The 23,838-nt window shown below is 36.1% G+C and carries 23 protein-coding genes and 1 pseudogene; 6 read left to right on the top strand and 18 right to left on the bottom strand.

Annotated elements, in window-relative coordinates:
* Window positions 1-33: 33 nt before the first annotated feature.
* The 3 genes from C8P70_RS04635 (at window position 34) to C8P70_RS04625 (ending at window position 3,996) form a co-directional block, all read left to right on the top strand.
* Window positions 34-1,794, top strand: a complete 1,761-nt coding sequence (locus C8P70_RS04635; RefSeq protein ID WP_133712169.1) for a 1-deoxy-D-xylulose-5-phosphate synthase — start codon at window positions 34-36, stop codon at window positions 1,792-1,794.
* A gap of 3 nt (window positions 1,795-1,797) precedes the next feature.
* Window positions 1,798-3,000, top strand: a complete 1,203-nt coding sequence (locus C8P70_RS04630) for a DUF3078 domain-containing protein (protein ID WP_133712168.1) — start codon at window positions 1,798-1,800, stop codon at window positions 2,998-3,000.
* A gap of 297 nt (window positions 3,001-3,297) precedes the next feature.
* Complete coding sequence (locus C8P70_RS04625) at window positions 3,298-3,996, top strand: porin family protein (protein WP_133712167.1); 699 nt, start codon at window positions 3,298-3,300, stop codon at window positions 3,994-3,996.
* On the opposite strand, the gene C8P70_RS04620 is transcribed toward C8P70_RS04625, so the two are convergent.
* The 8 genes from C8P70_RS04620 to C8P70_RS04585 all read right to left on the bottom strand — a co-directional run bounded on the left by C8P70_RS04620 (window position 3,984) and on the right by C8P70_RS04585 (window position 12,124).
* The gene (locus C8P70_RS04620; protein WP_133712166.1) at window positions 3,984-4,607 is read right to left on the bottom strand and encodes a hypothetical protein; all 624 of its coding nucleotides are present in this window, start codon (window positions 4,605-4,607) and stop codon (window positions 3,984-3,986) included. The genes C8P70_RS04625 and C8P70_RS04620 overlap by 13 nt on opposite strands.
* 14 nt (window positions 4,608-4,621) lie before the next feature.
* Window positions 4,622-6,076, bottom strand: a complete 1,455-nt coding sequence (gene rpoN, locus C8P70_RS04615) for an RNA polymerase factor sigma-54 (RefSeq protein WP_133712165.1) — start codon at window positions 6,074-6,076, stop codon at window positions 4,622-4,624.
* Window positions 6,077-6,187: 111 nt separating this feature from the next.
* On the bottom strand, window positions 6,188-7,621 hold the full coding sequence (asnS, locus tag C8P70_RS04610) for an asparagine--tRNA ligase (protein ID WP_133712164.1): 1,434 nt from the start codon (window positions 7,619-7,621) through the stop codon (window positions 6,188-6,190).
* 183 nt (window positions 7,622-7,804) lie between these two features.
* Window positions 7,805-8,497: a DUF6624 domain-containing protein gene (locus C8P70_RS04605; RefSeq protein ID WP_133712163.1), complete on the bottom strand. Its 693-nt coding sequence runs from the start codon at window positions 8,495-8,497 to the stop codon at window positions 7,805-7,807.
* An 85-nt stretch (window positions 8,498-8,582) separates the two neighbouring features.
* Window positions 8,583-9,683: a Glu/Leu/Phe/Val dehydrogenase dimerization domain-containing protein gene (locus C8P70_RS04600; protein ID WP_133712162.1), complete on the bottom strand. Its 1,101-nt coding sequence runs from the start codon at window positions 9,681-9,683 to the stop codon at window positions 8,583-8,585.
* Between the two features lie 308 nt (window positions 9,684-9,991).
* Entirely contained in the window at window positions 9,992-10,555 is a 564-nt protein-coding gene (gene frr, locus C8P70_RS04595) for a ribosome recycling factor (RefSeq protein WP_133712161.1), read from the bottom strand.
* A 13-nt stretch (window positions 10,556-10,568) separates the two neighbouring features.
* Entirely contained in the window at window positions 10,569-11,285 is a 717-nt protein-coding gene (pyrH, locus tag C8P70_RS04590) for a UMP kinase (RefSeq protein WP_133712160.1), read from the bottom strand.
* A 47-nt stretch (window positions 11,286-11,332) separates the two neighbouring features.
* Entirely contained in the window at window positions 11,333-12,124 is a 792-nt protein-coding gene (locus C8P70_RS04585; RefSeq protein ID WP_166666172.1) for a patatin-like phospholipase family protein, read from the bottom strand.
* A gap of 65 nt (window positions 12,125-12,189) precedes the next feature.
* Here C8P70_RS04585 and C8P70_RS04580 point away from each other — a divergent pair, with 65 nt between their 5' ends.
* Window positions 12,190-12,795: a thioredoxin family protein gene (locus tag C8P70_RS04580; RefSeq protein ID WP_133712159.1), complete on the top strand. Its 606-nt coding sequence runs from the start codon at window positions 12,190-12,192 to the stop codon at window positions 12,793-12,795.
* A gap of 13 nt (window positions 12,796-12,808) precedes the next feature.
* Here the strand turns inward: C8P70_RS04580 and C8P70_RS04575 are convergent, their stop codons facing one another.
* The 10 genes and pseudogenes from C8P70_RS04575 to C8P70_RS04530 all read right to left on the bottom strand — a co-directional run bounded on the left by C8P70_RS04575 (window position 12,809) and on the right by C8P70_RS04530 (window position 22,211).
* Complete coding sequence (locus C8P70_RS04575; RefSeq protein ID WP_133712158.1) at window positions 12,809-13,435, bottom strand: YiiX/YebB-like N1pC/P60 family cysteine hydrolase; 627 nt, start codon at window positions 13,433-13,435, stop codon at window positions 12,809-12,811.
* An 83-nt stretch (window positions 13,436-13,518) separates the two neighbouring features.
* Window positions 13,519-13,638: pseudogene (locus C8P70_RS04570) on the bottom strand (DUF4256 domain-containing protein); the annotation flags it as partial.
* Between the two features lie 81 nt (window positions 13,639-13,719).
* The gene (murI, locus tag C8P70_RS04565) at window positions 13,720-14,499 is read right to left on the bottom strand and encodes a glutamate racemase (RefSeq protein WP_133712156.1); all 780 of its coding nucleotides are present in this window, start codon (window positions 14,497-14,499) and stop codon (window positions 13,720-13,722) included.
* 57 nt (window positions 14,500-14,556) lie between these two features.
* The gene (locus C8P70_RS04560) at window positions 14,557-15,072 is read right to left on the bottom strand and encodes an OmpH family outer membrane protein (protein WP_133712155.1); all 516 of its coding nucleotides are present in this window, start codon (window positions 15,070-15,072) and stop codon (window positions 14,557-14,559) included.
* A 34-nt stretch (window positions 15,073-15,106) separates the two neighbouring features.
* Window positions 15,107-16,393, bottom strand: coding sequence for an OmpH family outer membrane protein (locus C8P70_RS04555; RefSeq protein ID WP_133712154.1), 1,287 nt, complete (start codon window positions 16,391-16,393; stop codon window positions 15,107-15,109).
* 28 nt (window positions 16,394-16,421) lie between these two features.
* Window positions 16,422-19,085 carry a BamA/OMP85 family outer membrane protein gene (locus tag C8P70_RS04550; protein WP_133712153.1) on the bottom strand — a complete coding sequence of 888 codons (2,664 nt, stop codon included), beginning with the start codon at window positions 19,083-19,085 and terminating at the stop codon, window positions 16,422-16,424.
* Between the two features lie 11 nt (window positions 19,086-19,096).
* Entirely contained in the window at window positions 19,097-19,837 is a 741-nt protein-coding gene (locus C8P70_RS04545) for an isoprenyl transferase (RefSeq protein ID WP_133712152.1), read from the bottom strand.
* A gap of 8 nt (window positions 19,838-19,845) precedes the next feature.
* Window positions 19,846-20,523 carry a type IX secretion system protein PorG gene (gene porG / locus C8P70_RS04540; RefSeq protein WP_133712151.1) on the bottom strand — a complete coding sequence of 226 codons (678 nt, stop codon included), beginning with the start codon at window positions 20,521-20,523 and terminating at the stop codon, window positions 19,846-19,848.
* Window positions 20,524-20,656: 133 nt separating this feature from the next.
* Window positions 20,657-21,541 (bottom strand): NAD kinase, encoded by an 885-nt coding sequence (locus tag C8P70_RS04535; RefSeq protein WP_133712150.1) that lies wholly within the window; start codon window positions 21,539-21,541, stop codon window positions 20,657-20,659.
* Between the two features lies 1 nt (window position 21,542).
* Window positions 21,543-22,211: a CBS domain-containing protein gene (locus tag C8P70_RS04530; protein WP_133712149.1), complete on the bottom strand. Its 669-nt coding sequence runs from the start codon at window positions 22,209-22,211 to the stop codon at window positions 21,543-21,545.
* Between the two features lie 98 nt (window positions 22,212-22,309).
* Between C8P70_RS04530 and C8P70_RS04525 the strand changes: the two genes are divergently transcribed.
* Together C8P70_RS04525 and C8P70_RS04520 are read left to right on the top strand one after the other, a co-directional pair.
* Entirely contained in the window at window positions 22,310-23,023 is a 714-nt protein-coding gene (locus tag C8P70_RS04525) for a pyridoxine 5'-phosphate synthase (RefSeq protein WP_133712148.1), read from the top strand.
* On the top strand, window positions 23,023-23,796 hold the full coding sequence (locus C8P70_RS04520; protein WP_133712147.1) for an alpha/beta fold hydrolase: 774 nt from the start codon (window positions 23,023-23,025) through the stop codon (window positions 23,794-23,796). Before C8P70_RS04525 ends, C8P70_RS04520 begins: the two co-directional genes overlap by 1 nt.
* Window positions 23,797-23,838 lie beyond the last annotated feature (42 nt).

Here is a 23,838-nt window from a genome sequence, read left to right as displayed (position 1 = left end):
TTGTTTCAAATATTTTTAAGAAGAATAACTGTTATGTTACTTGAGCAAATAAAAACGCCTGTTGACTTAAAACGCCTTACAATGGATGAACTTATACAGCTGGCTGTAGAATTAAGGCGTTTTATTATTGATGTTGTAGCAGTTAAAGAAGGCCATTTGGGCGCGAGTTTGGGAGTGGTAGAGCTTACAATAGCCCTCCATTACGTGTTTGATACACCTGAAGATTTACTGGTCTGGGATGTAGGACATCAGGCATATGGGCATAAAATTTTAACGGGTCGTCGTGACATATTTAATACCAATCGGCAAAAAGGGGGGATCAGCGGGTTTCCAAAACGAGAAGAAAGTGTGTATGATGTCTTTGGTGTGGGGCATTCTTCAACAGCTATTTCAGCTGTTTTGGGAATGGCAATAGCTTCAAAATTGAAAGGAAATAGCGAAAAACATCATATTGCCGTGGTAGGAGATGCCTCCATTGCTTCAGGCATGGCTTTTGAAGGGTTAAATCACGCCGGTGTAACAGATGCAAATATACTGGTAATCCTCAATGATAATGCAATAGGAATTGATCCGAGTGTTGGCGCTCTTAAGGACTATCTGACTGCAGTGAAAGAAGGAAGGAATCCGAGAGCCAATAATATGATCGAATCTCTGCATTTCGACTATACAGGACCGATTGACGGGCATGATTTGCCCAAACTGATTAAAGAGCTTGAAAAATTAAAAAGTACTGAGGGACCTAAGTTTTTGCACATTATTACAACCAAAGGGAAAGGATTAAAACAGGCAGAAGAAAATCAGGTAAAGTACCATGCTCCGGGTAAGTTTGACAGTAGAACAGGAGAATTGATGAGAGTAGAGGAGAACGAGTTTCCTACAAAATATCAGGACGTGTTTGGACTGACTTTGGTTGAATTGGCAGAACAAAATCTGGATATTGTGGGTATAACTCCAGCAATGCCGACAGGGAGTTCTTTAAAATATATGATGGAAGCATTTCCAGAAAGAGCACTTGATGTGGGAATTGCAGAACAACACGCCGTAACATTGGCAGCGGGAATGGCAACGCAGGGATTGATACCGTTTTGTGCTATTTACTCAACGTTTTTACAGCGGGCGTATGATCAGGTAATTCATGATGTGGCACTGCAAAATTTACCGGTAATATTTTGTTTGGACAGAGCAGGATTAGTTGGAGAAGATGGAGCAACTCATCAGGGAGTATACGATATTGCCTACCTGAACTGTATTCCGAACATTGTTATTGTGGCGCCGATGAATGAGCTTGAATTGAGAAATATGCTTTATACTGCCCAGTTGAGAATTGATTATCCGCTGGCAATTCGCTACCCGAGAGGAAAAGGGGTAATGAGTAGTTCGTGGAAACAATCATTTGTTAAAATTAAACTAGGGTTAACACGAGAATTGCAAAAAGGAAATAAATTTGCACTCATTTCTACGGGAACAATAGGGAACAATGCTGTGGAAGCCTTTAAGGAATGTCCGTCATCAGAATGGTCGCATTATCATTTTTTATTTGTAAAGCCGCTAAATGAAGAGGTTTTACACGAAATATTTGGCAAGCATCAAAAAGTAGTAACCTTAGAAGAAGGAACTGTTATAGGAGGTTTTGGAAGCAGGATAGCTCAATTTGCAGCTTTGCATTATCCGGGTATTTGTGTAGAAGTGTTGGGAATTAAAGATGAATTTGTAGAGCACGCAACTGTCAAACAGCAGCAGCAGCAGTGCGGAATTGATACTGAATCAATAAAAGAAATTATTAATAGTTATTAGGTTTTGAGAAAAGTTATTGCGAGATTTTTAAAAGTGTTGGTTTTGTTGGGAACAATCAAAAGTATTGCCCAAGGACAAGACACGATAGTAAACAGAATGGCGAATGTTGTAAAAAATGACACCTTAAAGGCTCAGGAAAATCCGTTTAATCCTTTAATGGGATTTTTATCAAAAGAGAACTACAGTCCCCAAAGGTCGTCTGCCAATTATATTCATTCTGGAATCGAGGGTGATGTTCCTTTTTTCAGACCCGAGATTTTTGTAAAAAAAGGAAAACCCAAGTTCACACAAATCAAGACGCGGTTTAATCCGGTTCATGATTTAAGCGTACTTCCTATTAATAACGATATTTTGGGATATTGGGAAAAGAAAAATCAGTTAGGATTAGATTTAAATCAGATAGCATTTGTCAATTGGAGTGCAGGAGGTGATAATTCAATTTCTGGTATTTTTAAAGGAGATTTTGTCAGAAAGTATATCAAAGGTCGATTGTCTTGGGAAAATGCCTTAAGTATAAAATACGGCATTAACAAGCAGTCAGACCGGGAGCTCAGGAAGACAGATGACGTGTTGGAATTTAACTCCGCATTCGGGTACAGATCGTCAGCGATATCAGATTGGTATTATGTATCAAAATTAAATTTTAAAACGCAGTTTACTGAAGGATATAATTATCCCAATACCGATGATCCGGTGTCCCGATGGTTTGCTCCTGCTTACTTATTTGTCGGTATCGGAGCTGAATACGTAAGTCCGAAAACAAGAATAAAATATTACATTTCTCCTTTAACCTATAAGGCTACGTTTGTAAATGATCAGCGTTTGGCAGATCAGGGATCTTTCGGGGTCGAAGCCGCAGTTGTTGACGATTTGGGAAATATTATCCGAAGAGGTAAAAATTATAAAGCGGAGGTAGGGCTTTTATTCAGCAATGAGTGGAAAAAGGAAATATTTAAAAATATTGCTTTAGAACATAAACTCACTCTGTACAGTGATTACGTGGATCATTTCGGGAACATAGATGTAATGTGGGAATTTAAGCTTGATTTAACCGTAAACGATTTTGTAAAAGCCAATATAGGAACCTATTTGTTATATGATGACAATATAAAAAACAAAATAGAAAAAGGAGGAGTGCAGATTACGGAGGGACCGCGAGTTCAATTTAAGCAAACGCTGGGAGTAGGGTTGGTTTTTTCTTTTTAAAAAAAGAGATTCTGTTAAATGACAGCTTGCAGTTATTGTAATCTTATTAAAATTTTTCGAGCCAGTGTTTTATCGCATTGGATTTTGTAATTTGGTCAAAACTTCATGAAATAATTCCGTGTCGGAAGATGCTTGTAAAGAACCGGGAATATTTTGAGTTACTTAACATCAGAGCCAAAAGTGAAAAACAAATATTTTATGTTGTTGTCTTTTAAAAAGGTTTAAATTTGACATTGATTAACTTGAAGAAATAATCTTGAATAGTAATAGATCAGGTATAGCAAGTAAATATAAAAGATGAAAAAATGGTTGACTTTTCTGGGCGGTTTTTTATTGTGTTTTTCAGAAGTAAACGCACAGGATTCAAATATACAGGTCGATCAAATTACTGATTCTGTTCAAGCATTAGATTTAAAATACAGAGAAGATCAGTTTTATTTTGGAATTTCCCATACGATGATGCAGAATAAAACGAAAGGATTTCATCCAAATTCTTTTTCTCTCGGCATCAATGCCGGCTTTTTGAGGGATTTTCCCGTCAATTCATCCAGAACCGTAGCTATTGCTCCGGGAATAGGTTATTCTTACCTTAATCTCCGCGATAATTTAGGTCTTGATGTAAATGGGCAATACACTACCTTGGACACTTACAGCAAAAATAACTTATCTATCCACTTCGTTGATTTTCCTCTTGAGTTCAGGTGGAGAACATCGACTCCGGAAAGTCACAAGTTTTGGAGAATTTACGTGGGTGTTAAAGCAAGCTATAGATTTTCTGACAGACAGCGAACATCTGCAGAAGGATATACTTCAGTTATAAGAGGTGACGATAACTTGAATAAATGGCTGTTTGGTACTTATATTTCAGCAGGATTTAACACGTGGAATCTCTATGTTTATTACGGAATGAATACAGTATATAAAAACCAGCTCTTTGAAGATGATTCGCAAAAACTCCGCCTGTTAAATATCGGGGTTATGTTTTATATATTGTGAGATATGGTAAGCCAGAATAAAGCCACTTGTGGCAATATACCTGCAATTCCTCCCGAAATAACTTCTGCCGAACTATGAGCGCGAAGGTATAGTCTAGAACTGGCTGTAGCGCCGGTAATCAAAACAAGCAATATTACCGTGACGATTTCCGGAATCTGATTGTATAAAACTAATACAGTATAAAAACCTAAACATCCCGTTAGCATAGCTACGTGGACGCTGCTTTTGTGTTTGAAGCAGGCGAGAATCAGGAGCAAAAGATAAGTAGATATTAACCCGTAAAAGTATATCTTTAATTCATAGGCACTGTTGTTATACAAGATAAAACTCTTTAAAATAAAAAGCAGAACAATATTTATAATAAAGGGAATAATTCTTTCTTTTAGGCTGTTAACCATTGTAGAAGACTGTATTATTTTTAGTGATTTCAACAAATAGTAAAAACAAACAGGAATAAAGAAAGTTACGATAAGTACCTGTGTCAGGATTACGCTTATTTCTAACTGAGTAAAATAGGCTTTGTTAATGTGAAAATACAGTAAAACCGTAATCAGGGGAAGTACGATCGGATGAAACAGATACGAAATATAAATAGGTATTTTACGAGCCATTTACCATACTGTTTTTAGATGCGTTTTCGCATTCTTGCCACTGGAATATCAAGTTGTTCTCTGTATTTGGCAACTGTTCTCCTCGCAATAGGATATCCTTTTTCTTTTAGTAATTCAGTAAGTTTATCATCCGTATGAGGTTTTTGTTTATCTTCCTGATCAATAATGTTTTGGAGAATCTTTTTGATTTCAATGGTTGAAACCTCTTCTCCCTGATCATTAATCATGGCTTCGGAAAAGAAGTTTTTGATGAGGTACGTTCCGTATGGCGTATCTACATATTTGCTGTTTGCTACGCGTGAAACAGTAGAAATATCCAAACCAATTCTGTCTGCAATATCTTTTAAAATCATAGGTTTAAGTTTCGTTTCATCACCTGTTAAAAAAAATTCCTTTTGGTAATCTACAATAGCACTCATGGTTACAAAAAGGGTTTCCTGACGCTGTTTGATAGCTTCTATAAACCATTTTGCCCCGTCTAGCTTTTGTTTGATAAACTGTACGGCATCTTTTTGAGAGGCAGAAGCATTTCTTGAATCTTTATAAGTTTGCAGCATTTCCTGATAATCTTTGGAAACGTGAAGTTCAGGAGCATTTCTGCCGTTTAAGCTCAGCTCCAGTTCGCCATCTACTATTTTAATTAAAAAGTCAGGGGTAACGTGTTCTATAATCTTTCCGCTTCCGGAAAAAGAACTTCCCGGTTTTGGATTTAGTTTCTCAATTTCGTCAATCCCTGCTTTTAGCTGATCTTTTGTGATGTCGTAACGCAGTAATAACTTGGTATAATGCTTACGAGTAAAAGCTTCAAACTGGTTTTGTATAATATCTTTTGCGAGTTCTATAGCGCTGTTAGGTGTTTTCTGGCGGAGTTGCAACAAAAGGCATTCCTGCAGATTTCTTGCTCCCACCCCAATAGGTTCTAACTCGTGGATTATTGCAAAAATGCGTTCAACAGTTTCTTCGTTTGTATATACGCCCTGTGTAAAAGCTAAATCATCCACAATATCCTGTGCTTCTCTTCGGATATAGCCTGTATCGTCAATACTGCCCACTAAAAATTCGGCAATTATCCGATCACTGTCAGAAAGTATAAAAGTATTGAGCTGATTGAGCAGATCCTGATGAAAAGTTTCATGTGCTATAATCGGCGTTTCGTAGTCGTCATCGTCAGCACTAAAGTTGTTTGCCTGAAGCTTGTATTCCGGTGTTTCGTCATCACTCAAATACTCGTCAATATTGATGTCTTCTGCTTCAATTCTCTCACTGTCAAAATCGTCAAAATTATCCTCATATTCATCCACCTCAGCCGGCTCATTTTCCTTTCCGGTTTCCAGCGCCGGATTTTCAACCAGTTCTTCTTTCAGCCTTTGCTCAAAAGCTAAAGTAGGCAACTGAATCAGTTTCATTAACTGAATTTGCTGAGGAGATAGTTTTTGAGATAGTTTAAGATGTAAACTTTGTTTTAGCATACTGTGAAATTTGACAATAATAAAAATGTTTACTTTATTACATTCCTTTACTTTCAAATTTAGTAAAAAAATGCGATAAAGTAAACAATTTAAGATAAGCTTTTAAAGCTGTTAAAATTCAGCGTTTTGTGGAGTTCTCGGGAATGGAATCACGTCTCTGATGTTAGTCATTCCGGTAACAAAAAGTACTAATCGTTCAAAGCCCAGTCCAAATCCGCTGTGTGGAGCCGTACCGAATTTACGTGTATCCAGATACCACCAAAGTTCTTTTTCGTCTATCCCCATGGTGCGGATTTTCTCTAACAGTACATCGTATCGTTCTTCTCTTTGAGATCCGCCTACAATTTCTCCGATACCCGGGAATAAAATATCCATGGCGCGAACGGTTTTTCCGTCTTCATTCATTCTCATGTAAAAAGCTTTAATATCAGCCGGATAATCAAATAATATTACAGGGCATTTAAAATGCTTTTCAACAAGGTAACGTTCGTGCTCACTTTGTAGGTCTGCACCCCAGTCTTCTATCAGGTATTTGAACTTTTTATTGCGGTTAGGCTTGCTGCCCTTTAAAATGTCAATGGCTTCGGTATAGCTTACGCGCTTAAAGTTGTTGTCCAAAACAAAATTCAATTTGTTTAAAAGCGACATGTCACTTCTTTCTGCCTGCGGTTTGTTTTTTTCTTCTTCGGTAAGGCGTTTGTCCAGAAATACTAAATCGTCTTTACATTTATCTAAAGTATAGCGAATAACATATTTGATAAAGTCTTCCGCCAAATCCATGTTTTCGTCTAAGTTAATGAATGCTACTTCCGGTTCAATCATCCAAAACTCGGCAAGGTGGCGTGAGGTATTTGAATTTTCGGCACGGAAAGTAGGGCCAAAGGTATAAACTGAGCCCAACGCCATAGCATACGTTTCTGCTTCCAGCTGACCGGATACCGTTAGGTTTGTTGTTTTGCCAAAAAAGTCTTCCCTAACGTCAACTTTTCCTTCTTCATCTTTTGGAAGGTTGTTTAAGTCTAAAGCTGTAACTCTAAACATTTCGCCGGCACCTTCTGCATCTGAACCGGTAATAATCGGCGCGTTAAAATAAAAGAAACCGTTTTCCTGAAAATATTTGTGAACAGCAAATGCCAGTGTGCTTCGCACGCGCATAATAGCACCAAAAACATTGGTTCTGATTCTCAAATGTGCATTTTCGCGTAAAAATTCCAAAGAGTGTTTTTTAGGTTGAATAGGAAACTCTTCCGGATTGGCTTCTCCGTAAATTTTTAAGTGTTCCACCTGAATCTCGACGCTTTGCCCGGCACCCTTGCTTTCAATTAGCGTTCCTCTAACAGAAATAGCCGCTCCGGTATGAATTTTTTTCAGCTGTTCGGCAGGGAATTTATCTAAATCGATAACACATTGAAGATTATTGATTGTAGATCCGTCATTTAAGGCAATAAATTGATTGTTTCGGAATGTTTTGACCCATCCTTTTGCTTTTACCTCATGAAGGAGACCTTTACCACTTAAAAGATCGATAATTTTCGTATGTTTCATTATGATTTATATTTATTTTAACCTATGTATTTTGAACAAAAATTTCAAAATACCCGCAAAGATAAGGAATCATTATCAATTTTGGAATAGGTATTTTGTGTTGTAGGATGGAGACAGGACGTTTTACATTTTAGTAAAATATAAGAATTTTAGAATCTTGTATATTTAGAATTTAAACCATAACTAATCAGTATGGATATCTTCCATTTTGTAAGGTTTGTATTTTATACTGAGCTGTTTGGCATATTTTTTAATGGTTGTGTCAAAACCTGCTTTTTTCCGTAGTTTATTGACTTCTTTAGGATTTTGAATGGGAAAGATGATAAACTCTGTTTTATCAGTATTTTTGATTTTAACCATTTTTGCCTGCGAACCGTAAATTTGAGGTTGATTATCATACATCAGCACTCTGTCCAAAGTCATGGCGTAATAATGAAAAGGAAGCTGATTGCTTTCTGCCGCCTCTTTAATCAGAGATAAATATTTTTTAGGATCCGGTGCGTGTTGTATTATCAGCCAGGCATCAGAACTTTGAGACTCTCCCACTAAATCTTTTCCTGGATAACGATTGTATTTCTCAATAATACGGTCAATTTTTATCAGGTTTAGAGAATCTGCCTGTTTAATTTTCTTTGCAAGGAATTCCTTTAGTTTATCCTCCTCTAGAATATTGTATCGGTTTTTGAGAGAATCGGATTTTTTAGTAAAAACAGATTCAATGAAATAGATTTTTCTATATTCCTGATCACTCCGGCTCATTGTTTTCAGTTCCTCTTTTAATACTAAGTCAATCTGTGATTGTGCAGATATAGATCCGGAGTAAAAGAAGATAAAAGAAAGCGATAAATGTAATAAAATACGAGAGGTAAGTTTCATTGCAGCTATATATTGATGAACTCTGGAGTTAATATTAAAATTAATTCCGGAGTCCGATTAATTATCCAAATATACAAGAATCTTTTTATTTGCTTTCTCTGCTCTTTGCTTCTATTCGCTGTTCTGCTTTTTTCATGGCAGCCTGATTAGAAGTTATATTGTGCTCTTTGGCGAAATGAAGAACCTCTAAGGTGGTGTTGTATATGTTTTCTGTCCTTTTCATGGCTTCGCCGGAGTCATAATGGGCGATTTCTCCAAAAACATTAATAATTCCTCCTGCATTAATTAAAAAGTCGGGTGCGTACACTATGCCTTTTTCCTGCAGTTTTTTACCGTGTACTGCTTCTATAGCCAGTTGGTTGTTTGCAGCTCCGGCAATAACTTTTGCTTTTAATCTTTCCAAAGCTTCGTCGTTAATGGTTGCCCCTAAAGCACACGGCGAGTAAATATCAATATCGGCACTATAAATATCTGTACCCGAGAATATCTGTGCTCCGTATTTTTTGGAAACTTCATTTAAGCGTTCTTCACTGATATCCGTTATTTGTACTACGGCGCCATTTTCGGTTAAGTGTTTTACCAATGTTTCGCCTACATTGCCCACGCCTTGTACCAAAACTTTTTTTCCGTTTAAATCATCAGAATCGTACTTGAATTTTACAGCAGCCTTTAGCCCCATAAAAACCCCGTATGCCGTTACAGGCGATGGATTGCCGGATCCGCCCAAAGTTTCGGAAATTCCGGTTACGTGAGGGGTAATGGAATGAATTAAATCCATGTCGGCAGTTGTTGTCCCTACATCTTCTGCGGTTATATATCTACCACTTAAAGAATCTACGTAGCGGGCAAACGCTTTTATGAGTTCAGGGTTCTTGTCTTTTTTAGAATCTCCAATAATGACGGCTTTTCCGCCCCCTAAATCCAATCCGGAAATAGCAGACTTGTAGGTCATTCCTCTGGAAAGTCTTAGAACGTCGTTTAAAGCTTCCCATTCTGATTGGTAATTCCACATTCTCGTTCCTCCCAACGAAGGACCTAAAGTTGTGTTGTGTATGCCGATTATAGCTTTTAGTTCGGAATCTTTGTCGTGGCAAAAAACAATTTGTTCGTGATTGTCAAAGGAAACCTGTCCAAATACCGGATTAGATTTTTTTAAATCCTCCGGAGTATAAATTTTGGTTGTCATAGTTAATTTTTTTATTGGTATACATATTTATTTTGCGGATAAATATATTTTATATCCGTAAAAAAGTTCCTATAAAGATAAGGAAAAGTATTGAAAACTAATGCAGAAGGAAAATAAAATGCGAAAAACTTAAAGATAAAAAGCCGTTAAATATAGCAGTCTTTGAGTACGACAGTAAAAAAGGAAAAGGAGACCTATATTTGTTTCTTCGACAAAACAGACTATTTTTTTGCCGTAAATAATATTCTCTGTTTTGAAGGCTTTTGATAAAGATGTATAAAAAAATCCGCAATTTGCGGATTTGATCTTTATACTTTCATGATTTCAGCTTCTTTTACAGCTAAAATATCGTCTATTTTTTTAACGTAATTGTCCGTGAGTTTTTGAACTCTGTCTTCTGCATCTTTGCAAATATCTTCGGATGCTCCGTTTTTTTCTTGTTTTTTGATGTCGTTGTTGGCATCTTTCCGAGAGTTTCTTATTCCAACTTTGGCATCTTCGGCTTCGGTTTTTGCTTGTTTTACCAAATCTTTACGTCTTTCCTCTGTCAATGGCGGAATATTGATAATGATATTCTCCCCGTTATTCATCGGGTTAAGTCCCAGATTGGCGATCATAATAGCCTTTTCTATAGGCTGTAACATATTTTTTTCCCAAGGACTAACCGAAAGCGTACGAGCATCCGGTACGTTGATGCTTGCTACCTGTGAAAGGGGGGTTTGAGAACCATAGTAGTCTACAAATACGCTTCCGAGCATTTGAGGTGAAGCTTTCCCGGCACGAATGTTTAACAGTGATTTTTCTAAGTGGACAACGGTATTATCCATTGCTTCTTTGGCAGTTGCGATAATTAAATCTATTTCTTCTGTCATAACCTGATAATAATTAGATGTTTACAGATACTGTAGTTCCTACTGTATCATCTCCCTGGCAAACTTTTATTAAATTGTTTTCTTTATTCATGTCAAATACAACAATCGGCAGCTCGTTTTCCTGACTCAATGTAAATGCTGTTGTATCCATTACGTTTAATCCTTTGGTAAGCACGTCTGAAAAAGTGACTTTTTCGTATTTTATAGCAGACGGATCTTTTTCCGGATCGGCAGTATAAACACCATCAACGCGCGTTCCTTTTAAAATTACGTCGGCATTGATTTCAACACCTCTCAGTACGGCAGCCGTATCCGTTGTAAAATACGGATTTCCCGTTCCTGCACCAAAGATAACAATTCTTCCTTTTTCCAAGTGGCGTACTGCTCTTCTCTTGATGTATGGTTCGGCTACAGCTTCAATTTTTAAGGCTGTTTGCAAGCGAGTTAGCATCCCTTTATCTTCTAATGCTCCCTGCAGTGCCATTCCGTTAATCACCGTTGCCAGCATTCCCATGTAATCTCCCTGTACTCTATCCATGCCTACATTAGCCCCGGCAACTCCTCTAAAAATATTTCCTCCTCCGATTACGATGGCTATTTCAACGCCTAAATCGTGTATTTTTTTGATTTCTTCAGCATATTCAGCCAGTCTTTTAGGATCAATCCCGTATTGCTGATCTCCCATTAAGGCTTCGCCGCTTAGTTTTAACAGAATTCTTTTGTACTTCATCGGAAAGATATTTTTAAAGTTTTGCAAATATAAAGGATTATATCCTACTATAAAACAGCTTTTTCAAAATTGTATTTAGAAGTATAGGATTCTTTAGCGGTTTGATAGCCCAGCTCAAAAATTTTGGACAACTTCTTTTTATTTCTTTCAAAAATAGAGTATTCGGCAAGTTTTTCGGGCTCTATCAGCCAGTCGCACAAAGCTGCCTGAGGGATATTGTGAATGGCGGTTATCAATTCATAGGCGCGGGTGGCAACAGAGCGTATACTGTTCAGTTTGTGCGGTTCTATGGTTAGCAGAGGGGATACGTTGATGCCGATCATGTAGTCGCATTTGTTTTTTAAAATATGAGTAGGAAAGTTGTTTATGATGCCTCCGTCACTGTAAAGGGTATTGTCAATTTCGTACGGACTAAAAATTCCCGGAAAAGCACTTGAGGCTAATATAGCATCGACTACTTTGGTCGACGGATCAAAAAAGTGCAGTTTTCCGGTGGCGATATTGGTTGCGTTGATGTATACAGGGACCGATAAATCGGCTAGTGTTTTATCCTGAAATACTTTATACAAGTATTTGTCAAATGCATTGACATTTATTAATCCAGCTTTTTTAAAGGTAAAGTGATGCCAGTCAAAAATATTGACTGATTTAAAGAAGTCAAAAATCTCTTCCGGATTCATTCCGCAGGCGTATAAACAAGAAACAATAGACCCAGAACTGGTTCCGGCAATGACTGATGGAGTTATGTTTTGCTCTTTCAAGAATTGCAAAGCACCTGCGTGCGCAATGCCTTTATACCCTCCGCCAGACAGTACTAAACCAATTTTTTTTGTACTCATAATTAACTGTGATTTAAAAAGATTACTTTTGGTAAAAAATAAACAAACGATAAATTTATTCAAAAATGATAAATATAGACGCAACAACTCTTGAAAAAAGTTTTAGTTATGCTGATTTCCGGACTTTTGTATCAGATGCTTTGGCAAATAATCCGGAAAAACTGCAATTGGACGAAAGCTATATGGCTTATGCTGAACTGAATGAAACCCGTTTAAAACGACTTGATAAAACCTTGAGTGTTGAGGTTGATACAGCACAGGTACTTCGGCATTTAAGAAAAGAATACATATGGCTGGTTATTTCGGAAAGCTGGTGCGGAGATGCAGCGCAATCCGTTCCTATGCTGAACAAAATGGCAGAGACTTCGGGTAAAATAGATCTGAGGATCGTTTTTAGAGATCAGAATCTGAACTTGATGGATCAGTTTTTGACCAATGGGGGACGCTCTATTCCCAAGCTGATAGTAGTTGAAAAAGATACGCTTCAAGTAGAAGGAAGCTGGGGACCTCGCCCGGGAGAAGCTGTAAAATTATTGAACGAATACAAAGAAAAACACGGACAGATAGACGAAGACGGTAAGGTGGAACTCCAAAAATGGTATACGCAGGACAAAGGACGTCAGGTTGAGCAGGAAGTTTTAAATCTGATGAAACAGATTGACAATCTATAAAACAAAAAAATCACTATTGTGAGATTGCTCCCACAATAGTGATTTTTTCGGATAGCGATAATCCGGCAGGATTGCACCCCGGAAGTCCTTCCGGAACTGGTTGGTCAAGCTTTTTAAAGTACTCCAGCCAAACTGGAAAAAACTCTCCTGTATATTTTGATTTATAAGTCATCGGATACATTTTAAAAAAAGCAGTATTGTCGTTAGCTGCTTTAAAAGCATCGTGAATCAACTCAGAACAATAATACTTCCCGTTGTCGTATAAATAGTTGTCGTCATACGGTATGCCTACCTGTTCCAAGGCAAAGAATTTTGCTTTTGGAATCAATGATTCGTATTTTGGCAGCAACCTACCCAGATACATGGTGGCAGATGTTTTGTTTAAGAAATCTTCTATAGGCGTTACGCATACTTGTGGATAAGTAGCTTCTACCACGTGAAGTTGATCTTTATACCAAATAACCATTCCTATATGGTTAAAATTGAGGTCGCCATACCCTTCGGTAACTTCGTTAATGGCATCGCACAGCGGACCGCAGTCTATGTTCTGAAAAATAAAATCTCCTTCTTTAAACGTTGTTTTTTGTGCTGATAAACTCAGCGAAAATAAAAGTAACAGGGCTAACCTAAAAATCTTCATGCTTTGTTTTTTAGTCGAACGAAGGTACAGTTTGTGCTTTATTTGTGCAAAGGTTTAAGCGAAACATTTATCCTGAAAATGATTTACAGCTCTAAAAAACCTCTAAAACCTCTGGTTGCATAATAGGATTCTGCTCCATTGTGATAAATAAATACGCGATTATAACAGCGATCCCCAAATACCGCTCCTCCCAAAGTGCGTACCACAGCACTTTCGCCGTCTTGTAAAGTGTATAAGTTTTACAGGATAAAGCTTAAATTAAAAGTACAGTTTTATCCAGTATTTTAAAAATCCAAATATTCAATAGGATTTCCTTTTGGTGTAAATGTTTTCAGGATTTCAGGATTTGCGTTAGTGTAAAATACGGCACATCCTTTTTTATTTGAATCAGAGAGCAAAGAGTGTTGCACTAATATCTTCTTAGTTTGCTTGGCAACTGCAAATCCGGAATCTATAATTTGAATATTTAGAGGTAAGATTGTTTTAAGTATGGGAAGTAAATAAGGATAATGCGTACAGCCTAAAACGAGTGTGTCTATTCCCTTCTCTATCATGGGTGTAAGGTATTCCTCTAAAAGAGATTTTGTTTCTACAGAATTAATTTTACCTGCTTCGATAAGTTCAACAAGTCCATAGCCGATTTGTTCAATAATTTCTGTTTCAGGATATAGTTTTATCTTTTCCGTAAAAAGATCGCTTAAAATAGTGCCCTTTGTTGCTAAAATACCAATTTTAGAAGTTCGACTAAAAGTAGCAGCTGGTTTTATTGCGGGCTCTATTCCGATTACAGGAATGTTATAGTTAGCTCTAATCTCTGATATAGCGTTAGTAGTTGCTGTATTACAAGCTATAACTATTATTTTACAGTTGTAGTTTAAAAGGATATCAATATTTTTGAAACATAGATTAATAATTTCAGATTTTGTTTTTTGTCCGTATGGCGCATTTTTTGAATCAGCCAGAAACACAGTATTTTCATAGGGGAGGAGATGATTAATTTCTCTCCAGATAGAAGTGCCACCGATTCCTGAATCAAATAATCCTATAGGGTTGTTTTTTGCCATATGCAAATATAAAAAAACCACCTCGAAGGGTGGTTAGTAATTTTATTTTATACGAAATTATTTTACGCTTAACTCCTTTTTTACGTCGGTCATTAAATCTGGTCCATCAGCCATTATTACTCCAGACCCCATAGATGAATCAAGTACATATTCATATCCTTTTGCACGAGCCACTTTTTGAATAGCAGTTCTTGCTTGCTCAAGAATTGGCTGAGTTAAATCCATTTGCTTTTTTTGTAAATCTTGTTGAGCTGTCGTTTGAAATTGTTGAATTCTCTGTTCTAAATCATTAATTTCTTTTGCTCTTTCTTCATTTTTTATTTCTCCTGCAGTTGATGCTTCTGCCTGATATTTTTGAATTTTATTTTGATATTCGGTCATCATGCTATTGAAGTCTTTTTCATATCCTTCACCTACTTTTTTCAATTCGGCTTCAGCATTTTTCATGGCAGGTAACTCTGTTACTAGTGCTTGAACATCAATATGTGCTACTTTTGACTGAGCCATAACTGCTGTAGTGCTAACTCCTAAGAATAAAGCTGCTGCAATTAATAAAGATTTCATTTTTTTCATTTTACTCGATTTTTTGATTTATTATATTTTCAATTTAATTATTATTCTTTTTTGCTTCTTCTATTTGGCGTTTTCGTTCTTCCTGCTCTTTAATTAAACGCTGTCTCTTTTCTTCTTGTTCTTTAAGAACTCTTTGTTTTCGTTCTTCCTGAATACGCTTTGCTTCTTCTATTTGTTCTTGACGTTTTTTAAGAGCTTCTTCTTTTTTTCGTTCCATTTCTGCTCTTCTTTCTTCTTCAAGTTTTTTTCGCTCTTCGATCAATTTTTCTATATCCTCTTTTTTAGAATCTTTTTGCTGATTTATAGCTTCTTGTTTTCTGCGTTCTTTTTCTTCTTCAAGTTTCTTTTCTTTTTCTGCTTTTTGTTTTTGAATTTCTTCTTTCTGTCTTTCTATTTCTCTTTGTTTTTCTTCCTGAATCCGTATGCGATTTTCTTCATCCTGGCGTTTTTTCTTTGCTATTTCTTCTTGTTTTTGTCTTAGAAGTTCTTTTTGTTCTTCAATCTTTGCCTGTTTTTCTTGTTCTATTCGCTGTTTTTTTTCTTCCAGTTCTCTTAGTTGTTCCTCCCGTTGTCGCTTGGCGGCTTCTTGGGCATTTTCTTTTTCAATTGCATTATCAACAGTTTTTGTCTCTTCGACTGCTAATTGCTGTTGCTTGGCTTCTTCTTTAATCTGCTTTACAGCTTCTTCTTTTTCTCTTTTTTGATCATCACGTTTACTTTGACGTAATGCTATTGCATCTTGTTCTTTTTCGGCTTTTTCTACAGCTTCTACTTGCTCAGGAGTCATGTATTGTTTTCTTCTGGCAGTGGTCATGCGGCGAATCACCAAATCACTGATATCATATCGCTTTGCAGCAATAAGCATGGTTGATTCAGAATTTTTATCAAGAACGTAATCAAATTTTCTTGCTTCGGCTATTTCTTGTACAATAGAAAAAACCTGATCTTGTATTGGTTTAGCTAATATTACTTTTTGAGTAATATAGTTGCCTTCTGTTCCAAATTGTTTTTGCTGGTATTCATATAATTCATTTTCTAGAGAAGTAATTTCTTCTTCTTTTTCTTCAATTAAGTTACGAGTTAGTAAAATTCGCTCGGCAGCTAATTCATCTTTCAGCTTTTTTATATTTTCCTTTTTTTTGTTTATTTCTTCTTTCCATTGATTAGCTCTGTTTGCTAATTGACTGCTTGCTTCATCATACTCAGGCGAATGCCTTAATATGTATTCCATATCAATATACGCCACACGAGCAGTACCTCCGCCTTGGGCAAGAGAAGAAAGTGTAAAGGTACAAATTAAAATAGCTAAAAAAATTCTCATAACTTGTTAATTTTATGTAATAAATACATTAAAATGATTGCCCAAGTATAAAGTGCGTTTGCCAACCGCTTTTTTGTGATTGTCCCGGAACAGGATCAAATCCATATCCGAAGTCAATTCCTAATAGTCCGAACATCGGCATAAATACCCTCACTCCAAATCCTGCGGATCTTTGCAATTCAAATGGATTGTAATTTTTGAAAGAGTCATACGCAGCTCCGGCTTCAGCAAACGAAAGAACATATACAGAGGCATTTGGTTTTAATGTAATTGGATAACGTAATTCTAACGTAAATTTATTGTAAATAGTACCTCCTATTTGCTCGCCTCTTTCATTTAATGGGGTTAAGGTCTGATTTTGGTAACCTCTTAGCTGGATAACCTCACGTCCGTCTAATGAGAAGTTTGCTAAACCATCTCCTCCGAGATAGAACCTTTCAAAAGGAACAATCCCCCGGTTGTTGTTATAGGCACCCATAAAGCCAAATTCTCCTAAAGTGCGAAGTACTAACTTATCGTATAAAGTGGTGTACCAGTCACCTTTAAATTTAATTTTATAGTATTCTAACCAATTGAACTTCTTCTGATCGACTTTACTTGGATCTGCCATAGCATCTTCCCAGTTATTAACTGGCTGACCGGAACTGTTTAAGTAAGTTCCTTCCGGTATGGGAAGACCTGTTGAGGGATCTGTGTAATTTTTAGGAGCTGTATATTTATATTCTTTTTCGTTTTCTAAGTCTTTATAGTTTACGTTATTGAATAGAGAATAAGGGGGAGTGAATTTTCCGCTAACACTAAATAAAGAACCAAATGTAGGAAAAATAGGATCAATACCTCTATTGTCGCGTCTTAATTCGATCTGATAAGCAAAGTTTCGAGATGATCCGTCACCAAATGTAAATAATCCGGTGTTATAGTTTTTCATATCGTAGTATTGGAAACTTAAAGTGTGTGATAGGACAAAATAATCGTCCGGAACACTCAATCGTTTGGCAATACCGAATGAAATCGTGGTAATATCAAAACCTCTGCTTCGGTCTGTGCGTCTGGTGTAATAATCATACAAGTTTTGTTTACTATAGGCTAATGTACCAAAAAAGCTAATTGGCTTCTTTCCTCCAAGCCAAGGCTCGGTAAAACTTAAGCTGTAGGTTTGGAAATAAGAACTTCCCTGCAGGCGAAGCGCCATAGATTGACCGTCTCCCATAGGGAAAGGGTGGTATGCTTTTTTATTAAAAATGTTTCGCACGGAAAAGTTGTTGAAAGACAAGCCAAGGGTACCGATAAATCCGCCCCCGCCATAGCCTCCTTGTAATTCCACTTGACTGGATCCTTTTTCAGCAACCTGCCACTCGATATCTACTGTTCCTGTAGTTGGATCTGCATTTTTCACATCTGGGATAATAGCTTGCGGATCAAAAATCTGCAGAGAAGCTAGTTTACGAATGGTTTCCATAACTAATGCCTTACTCCATGTTTCTCCCGGTCTTGTTTGTAAATCTCTGTGGATTACGTGATCATGTGTGTAGTTGTTTCCTACTGTAGTGATGTTATTAAATCGGGCAATAGGACCTTCTAAAATGCGAATTTCAAAGTCAATAGTATCATTAGCTGTTTTAACTTCAACTGGCGAAATTCTCGAAAATAGATAGCCATTGTTTTGGTATTGATTATAGATATCAAAAGCATCTGGATTTGTTTGGTCCTGAATGCGTTTGTCCAGTAAAACACCGTTATAAACTTCGCCTTTTTCAATGCCGAGAATCCGTTTTAACTGACTGTTTGTGTATACTGTATTTCCGATAAAACGGATATTTCCAAAATAATACTTATTTCCTTCTTCAACGTCAATATTGATAGCAATACGATTGGTTTTTGGGTTGTATTCAGTAGTATCTGCTATAATTCGAGCATCTCTGTATCCGTTTTCTTTATATTTGCTGACAAGTTTGGTTAAATCATCTTCGTATTTATTCTGTATAAATTTAGAAGGTTTAAAAATTCTAAGCGGATTAAAAGGACTACGCTGTTTAGTGTCTTTCATCGCTTTTTTCAGCTTTTTATCGCTTAATTGCTTATTGCCGTCAAAATTAATTTTCGAAATTCTTACTTTTTTGCCTTTGTCTATTCCTACAATTAAATCCACTCTTTTACCTGTTGAGTCAGGAACAGTATTTAATGTTACTTTCGAATTATAGAAACCGTCTTTTTTATATTTGTTTAATAAAAAATATTTTGTGGTGGCTAAGAAATTATCATTTACGATTTTCCCTTTCGTAAGTTTAGCCTCTTTGATTAAAGCCTCTGATTTTGATTTTCGGAATCCTTTTATTTTAACACTGTTTAGTCTTGGAAGCTCATTTAAAGATAATTCCAGATTAATAGTATCGTTGACGATGGATGTTTCGTAGATGTTGATGTCTTTAAAAAAACCTAATTTCCAAAGTTTTTTCAACGCATCTGAAATTTCTTCCCCAGGTACCGTTATTTGTTGTCCTTTGTTTAAACCCGTAAAGGTAACTACCGTTTGCGGATTGTAATTTATTTTACCCGTTACTTTTATATCACCCAAAATATAGGATTTTGGCGCTTCAAAAGAAGGAGTATTTATACTGTCTTGTGCCTGTGCATTGGTATAAATAAGTCCTGTAATAAACAGTGCAAAAAGAGAAATACCTTTTTGAAACATTCTATGCGTTTTTATTTAATTTGTTCACTTGTTTTTCCAAATCTTCTTTCTCTTTTTTGGTATGAAAGAAGTGCTTTATATAATTCTTCCTCAGAAAAATCAGGCCATAATACTTCTGAAAAGTACAATTCGGCGTATGCAATCTGCCATAAAAGGAAATTGCTAATTCTCTGCTCTCCGCTTGTTCTGATTAGCAGATCAACATCGGGAAGATAATGCGTGTAAAGATGCTCATTAATAATTGATTCGTCAATATTGTCTTCTGAAATTATATTATTTTTAACTTTAGAAGATATGTTTTTTATTGCCTGAATCAGCTCTGCTCTAGAACCATAACTCAGGGCAAGTGTTAAAATCATTTTATCGTTATTCTGAGTCTGGTCAATAACTTTAGTTAGGTTTTTTTGAACTTTTTCAGGAAGTAATTCTAAATTGCCGATTGCTTTCAGACGGATCTGGTTTTCCATAAAGGCAGGTAGTTCTTTGATGAGGGACTTGACTAATAAACTCATCAGTTTATCTACTTCATATTTAGGTCTGCTCCAGTTCTCAGTAGAAAAAGCGTATAAAGTAAGATTTTTAATTCCTAATTCACCACACTTAGTGATAGTGGTTCTCACTGATTCAGCACCGTTTTCGTGTCCGATTGTTCTTAAAAGTCCTTTTTGTTTAGCCCATCTTCCGTTGCCATCCATAATAATGGCAATATGCTGTGGTAAATTATCTGTATTAATCTGCTCTTTCAAATTCATCTACTATTCTATTCACAATAACAAGGATTTTGCCCGAAAGTAAAACTCAGAGATATTCCTGAGTAGAAATACCAGTCATTTCCGTTTTTTCCAAAATTAAACTTTTCTAAGTTGCTGTCAGAAGAATGGCTGCCATCCAGATTGTCGGTAAAGCTGTAGTTTGCAGCAACTTCTGCATTTAAAATTAACTGAGGAGTCAGTCTGAATTTTAGCCCTGCAGCAATCGGAATAGCTGCAGAATATTTTTTGCCACCTTTTACCATACGGTGACCTCTGAAGTAAAGGTCGTTATATCTAATGCCAGAAATTCCAGTAAACAAATAAGGAGTCATGGCAAATTGTTCTTCGTGTAAATCAAATTCAAAAAAGTTAAATTCTAACCCAAGCGTTAATTCCTGAATGGTATTGTTAAACTTCAAGCCTCTTGCTTTTCGGCTTTCCATACTCGATTTAGCATCATCACCTGTTATTTTCATGTGAGAGTAACTAATTTTATAGGAGTGTCGGGGACTTCTGTTCCAACGATAGAAAACATTATAACCTAAATTTTTAGGAGCTATGTACTGAGTAGATCCTATATCGCCTACATAATTAACACCTCCCAAGCCAACTCCGATTTCGTGGATTTGTGCTTGTGCCATTTCTATACCAAAAAGTAATATAAATGATATAAGGATTTTTTTCATTCTGTTAAAATAATTTACAAATATAGCAATATACGATTTTAAAAAACTAATTTTTTATTTTTTGTACAATAAATAAACTTTATTTGTTTTTAACAACGCTAAAAGTAAAGAAAAATTTGATTGCCCATCAAAATTAATTGCGCTTGTCTTCGCCCCACAGCAATTTATTGCGAAGCGTTTTTATAAAGCTCTGATGTGGAAACTCAACCAAATTTATTGTAAACGGAGCTTTTGATATTAATAGTTCCGTTTTATTGTCGACAGTTTCTGTAGTGCTGTCTAAAGAAATCAGAAACTGTTGTTCCCTGCTGCTTACTTTTAGTTTTATTTTTAAATTATCTCGGATAACTAGGGGACGAACATTTAGATTGTGCGGGGCTAGAGGGGTAATTACAAAACAGCCGGTTTCGGGTTCTATGATCGGTCCTCCACAGCTAAGTGAATATCCTGTAGAGCCGGATGGGGTAGAAACAATTAAGCCGTCTGCCCAATAGGTTGCTAAATATTCATTGTCCAAATAAGTCTCAACAGTAATCATAGACGTGGTGTTTTTTCTGGATACTGTTATTTCGTTCAATGCAAAATTGATGTCAAAATGAGAATTTTCGGTTGGTGAACATTCCAAGCTTAACAGTGAACGTCTTGAAAGAGTGTAATTATGACTGAATAAATTAGGCAGATGCTTCTCAATGTCATCTTGCTGAACATTGGCTAAAAAGCCTAATCTTCCAGCATTTATTCCTACAATCGGTATGTTTTTGTTCTTTATAAAATTTGCAGCTCTCAGCATAGTGCCGTCTCCACCGATTCCTATAAAAAAATCAATGTCATTAGGCAATTCGTTTTCGTTGTCAAATGTAGCGTATTCTTGTGTAAGGATATTAGTTGGCTGGATTAGTTTGTAAAAACTGTTTTCAAAAATAACACATGTGTCATGTGCTTTGAAAACATTTAATAATCTGACTACAATATTTTGAACTATAGTTTTATTAGATTGTCCGTAAATTGCAAGTTTCATATTATATGTTTAGGTATTTGTTTAAGTAATCTGATTGACGTTTTAGATCAGTATAATAGGTGTCTTCTTCGTGTTTGGAGAGAATGGTGTATTGATATCTCCTTAAGTCTTCAATAATTGATTTGGTATTAATATTATTTGTCTTGATGAGTAGTTGTGTGCTTTTATCTACTTCAGAAAGCGTAAAAATACCAAGCAGCTTAGCGTTGTTACTCTCTACAATTTGAGTTATTTCAGATAGACTATATTGATTAAAAGCTTTTTCTATTAAAATTGTCTTTCCCCTTTCTGTAAAAAAAAGAGTATCTGTCCATTTGAGCAACAGGTCATCTTTATAAATAATACCTAATAACTTTTGGTCAGCAGAAATAAACGGCATAATATTACTGTTAAACTGGGCAAATAAATCCATGCATTCAAATGCTGATTTATCACTGTCCTCAGGTATGAAAAAATGCTCGGCAGTATATAATAAATCCGAAATTTTTTTTGTGAGATCACTGTTTTGTATTTCATCATATGGAATGTTGCCCTCCCATAAATTATTTTCGTTGACAACCGGAAAATGAGAATAATTTTTATCCTCTAAAAAGGTCTGTGCTTCAGCAACGGAAGCATCAAGATTAAATAGAGGGATATCTAAGACAGTTAATGTAGGATTTATGGACATAAACAAGACGTGATGTGATAACAATATGCAAAATAATCAAAAATAAACTAATATGCCTTCATTTATACTTTGTATTTTTGTATTTAAAAATAAATAATATGACTAAGTTATCTGTAAATATCAATAAAATAGCTACTCTTAGGAACTCTAGAGGACATAATGTACCTGACTTGCTTCAAGTTGCAAAAGATGTCCAAAAATTTGGTGCGGAAGGAGTAACTATTCATCCCAGACCAGACGAAAGGCATATTCGTTATCAGGATGCCCGTGATCTGGTAAATGTTGTTCATACCGAATATAACATTGAAGGAAATCCGATGGATAATTTTTTGAAATTGGTATTTGAATGTAAGCCAACTCAGGTTACTTTAGTTCCGGATGCCGTTGACGCACTTACATCTAATGCCGGCTGGGATACAGTCAAACACAAGTCGTTTTTACAGGAAGTGATTAAAGAGTGCAAGTTGAAAGGAATCAGAACCTCTATTTTTGTAGATCCGGTATTGCAGATGATAGAAGGAGCAAAGGAAGTGGATACCGATCGGATTGAGCTCTATACAGAAGAATTTGCAACCCAATATGAGCTGGGCAATTTAAAAGGAATTGAACCTTATATAAAAGCGGCAGAATTGGCAAATGATTTAAATCTAGGCGTTAATGCAGGACACGATTTGAGTTTGCAGAATATTAGATTTTTTAAAGAAAATATTCCCGGTTTATTAGAAGTGTCAATCGGACATGCTTTAATATCAGAATCTATTTATTTAGGATTGGAAAATGTAGTTAATATGTATATCAGAAAACTGTTGTAATGGAAAAAATTTTATATTCAAAAATAGAAGGAAAAGGAGGTATTCCTTTTGTTGTAGTACATGGATATTTAGGAATGTCTGACAATTGGAAAACATTTGGAAGACAAATGGCAGATTTTGGCTATGAAGTTCACTTGCTGGATTTGCGCAACCACGGTCGGAGCTTTCATTCGGAAGACTGGTCGTACGAAGCTATGGTTCAAGACATCGTAAATTATATGGATTATTATCAAATTCCACAAGCTTTTGTATTAGGACACTCTCTGGGAGGAAAAGCAGTAATGAAATTAGCAGTTCAATATCCGCAAAAAGTACAAAAAATGATTGTGGCAGATATTTCGCCAAGATCCTATGCTCCGCATCACCAAGATATAATGAAAGCATTGAATGCTGTAGATTTTTCCGTGCAGCCAACCCGGCAGGAAGTAGATGATATTATCAAACAGTACATTCAAGATGATTCAACCCGAATGTTTTTGCTGAAAAATTTATACTGGAAAGAACCCGGGCAGTTGGCATTTCGATTTAACTTGGATGTTTTTAATCGAAATGAAGAAGTAGTTGGAGAAGGATTACCGGCAAAAGCCATTTACACAGGGGAAGTTTTGTTTATACGTGGAGGAAATTCAAAATACATACAAGAAAAAGATGAAGTGCTGATTAAACAGCATTTTCCAAACTCAGCAATTAAAACAATTCCGAATGCTGGTCATTGGTTGCATGCCGAAAACCCACAGATGTTTTTTGAAATAGTTAAAGAATTTGTAGAGTAGAATCAGGAAAATCTAAAAACAAAAAAGCGAGGTTAGTACTAA

The sequence above is a fragment of the Myroides indicus genome (assembly GCF_004364575.1).
In the GTDB taxonomy this organism is placed as follows: domain Bacteria; phylum Bacteroidota; class Bacteroidia; order Flavobacteriales; family Flavobacteriaceae; genus Flavobacterium; species Flavobacterium indicum_A.
Note: the sequence above shows the minus strand (reverse complement) of the source record. Positions and strands in the feature narration are given on the sequence as shown.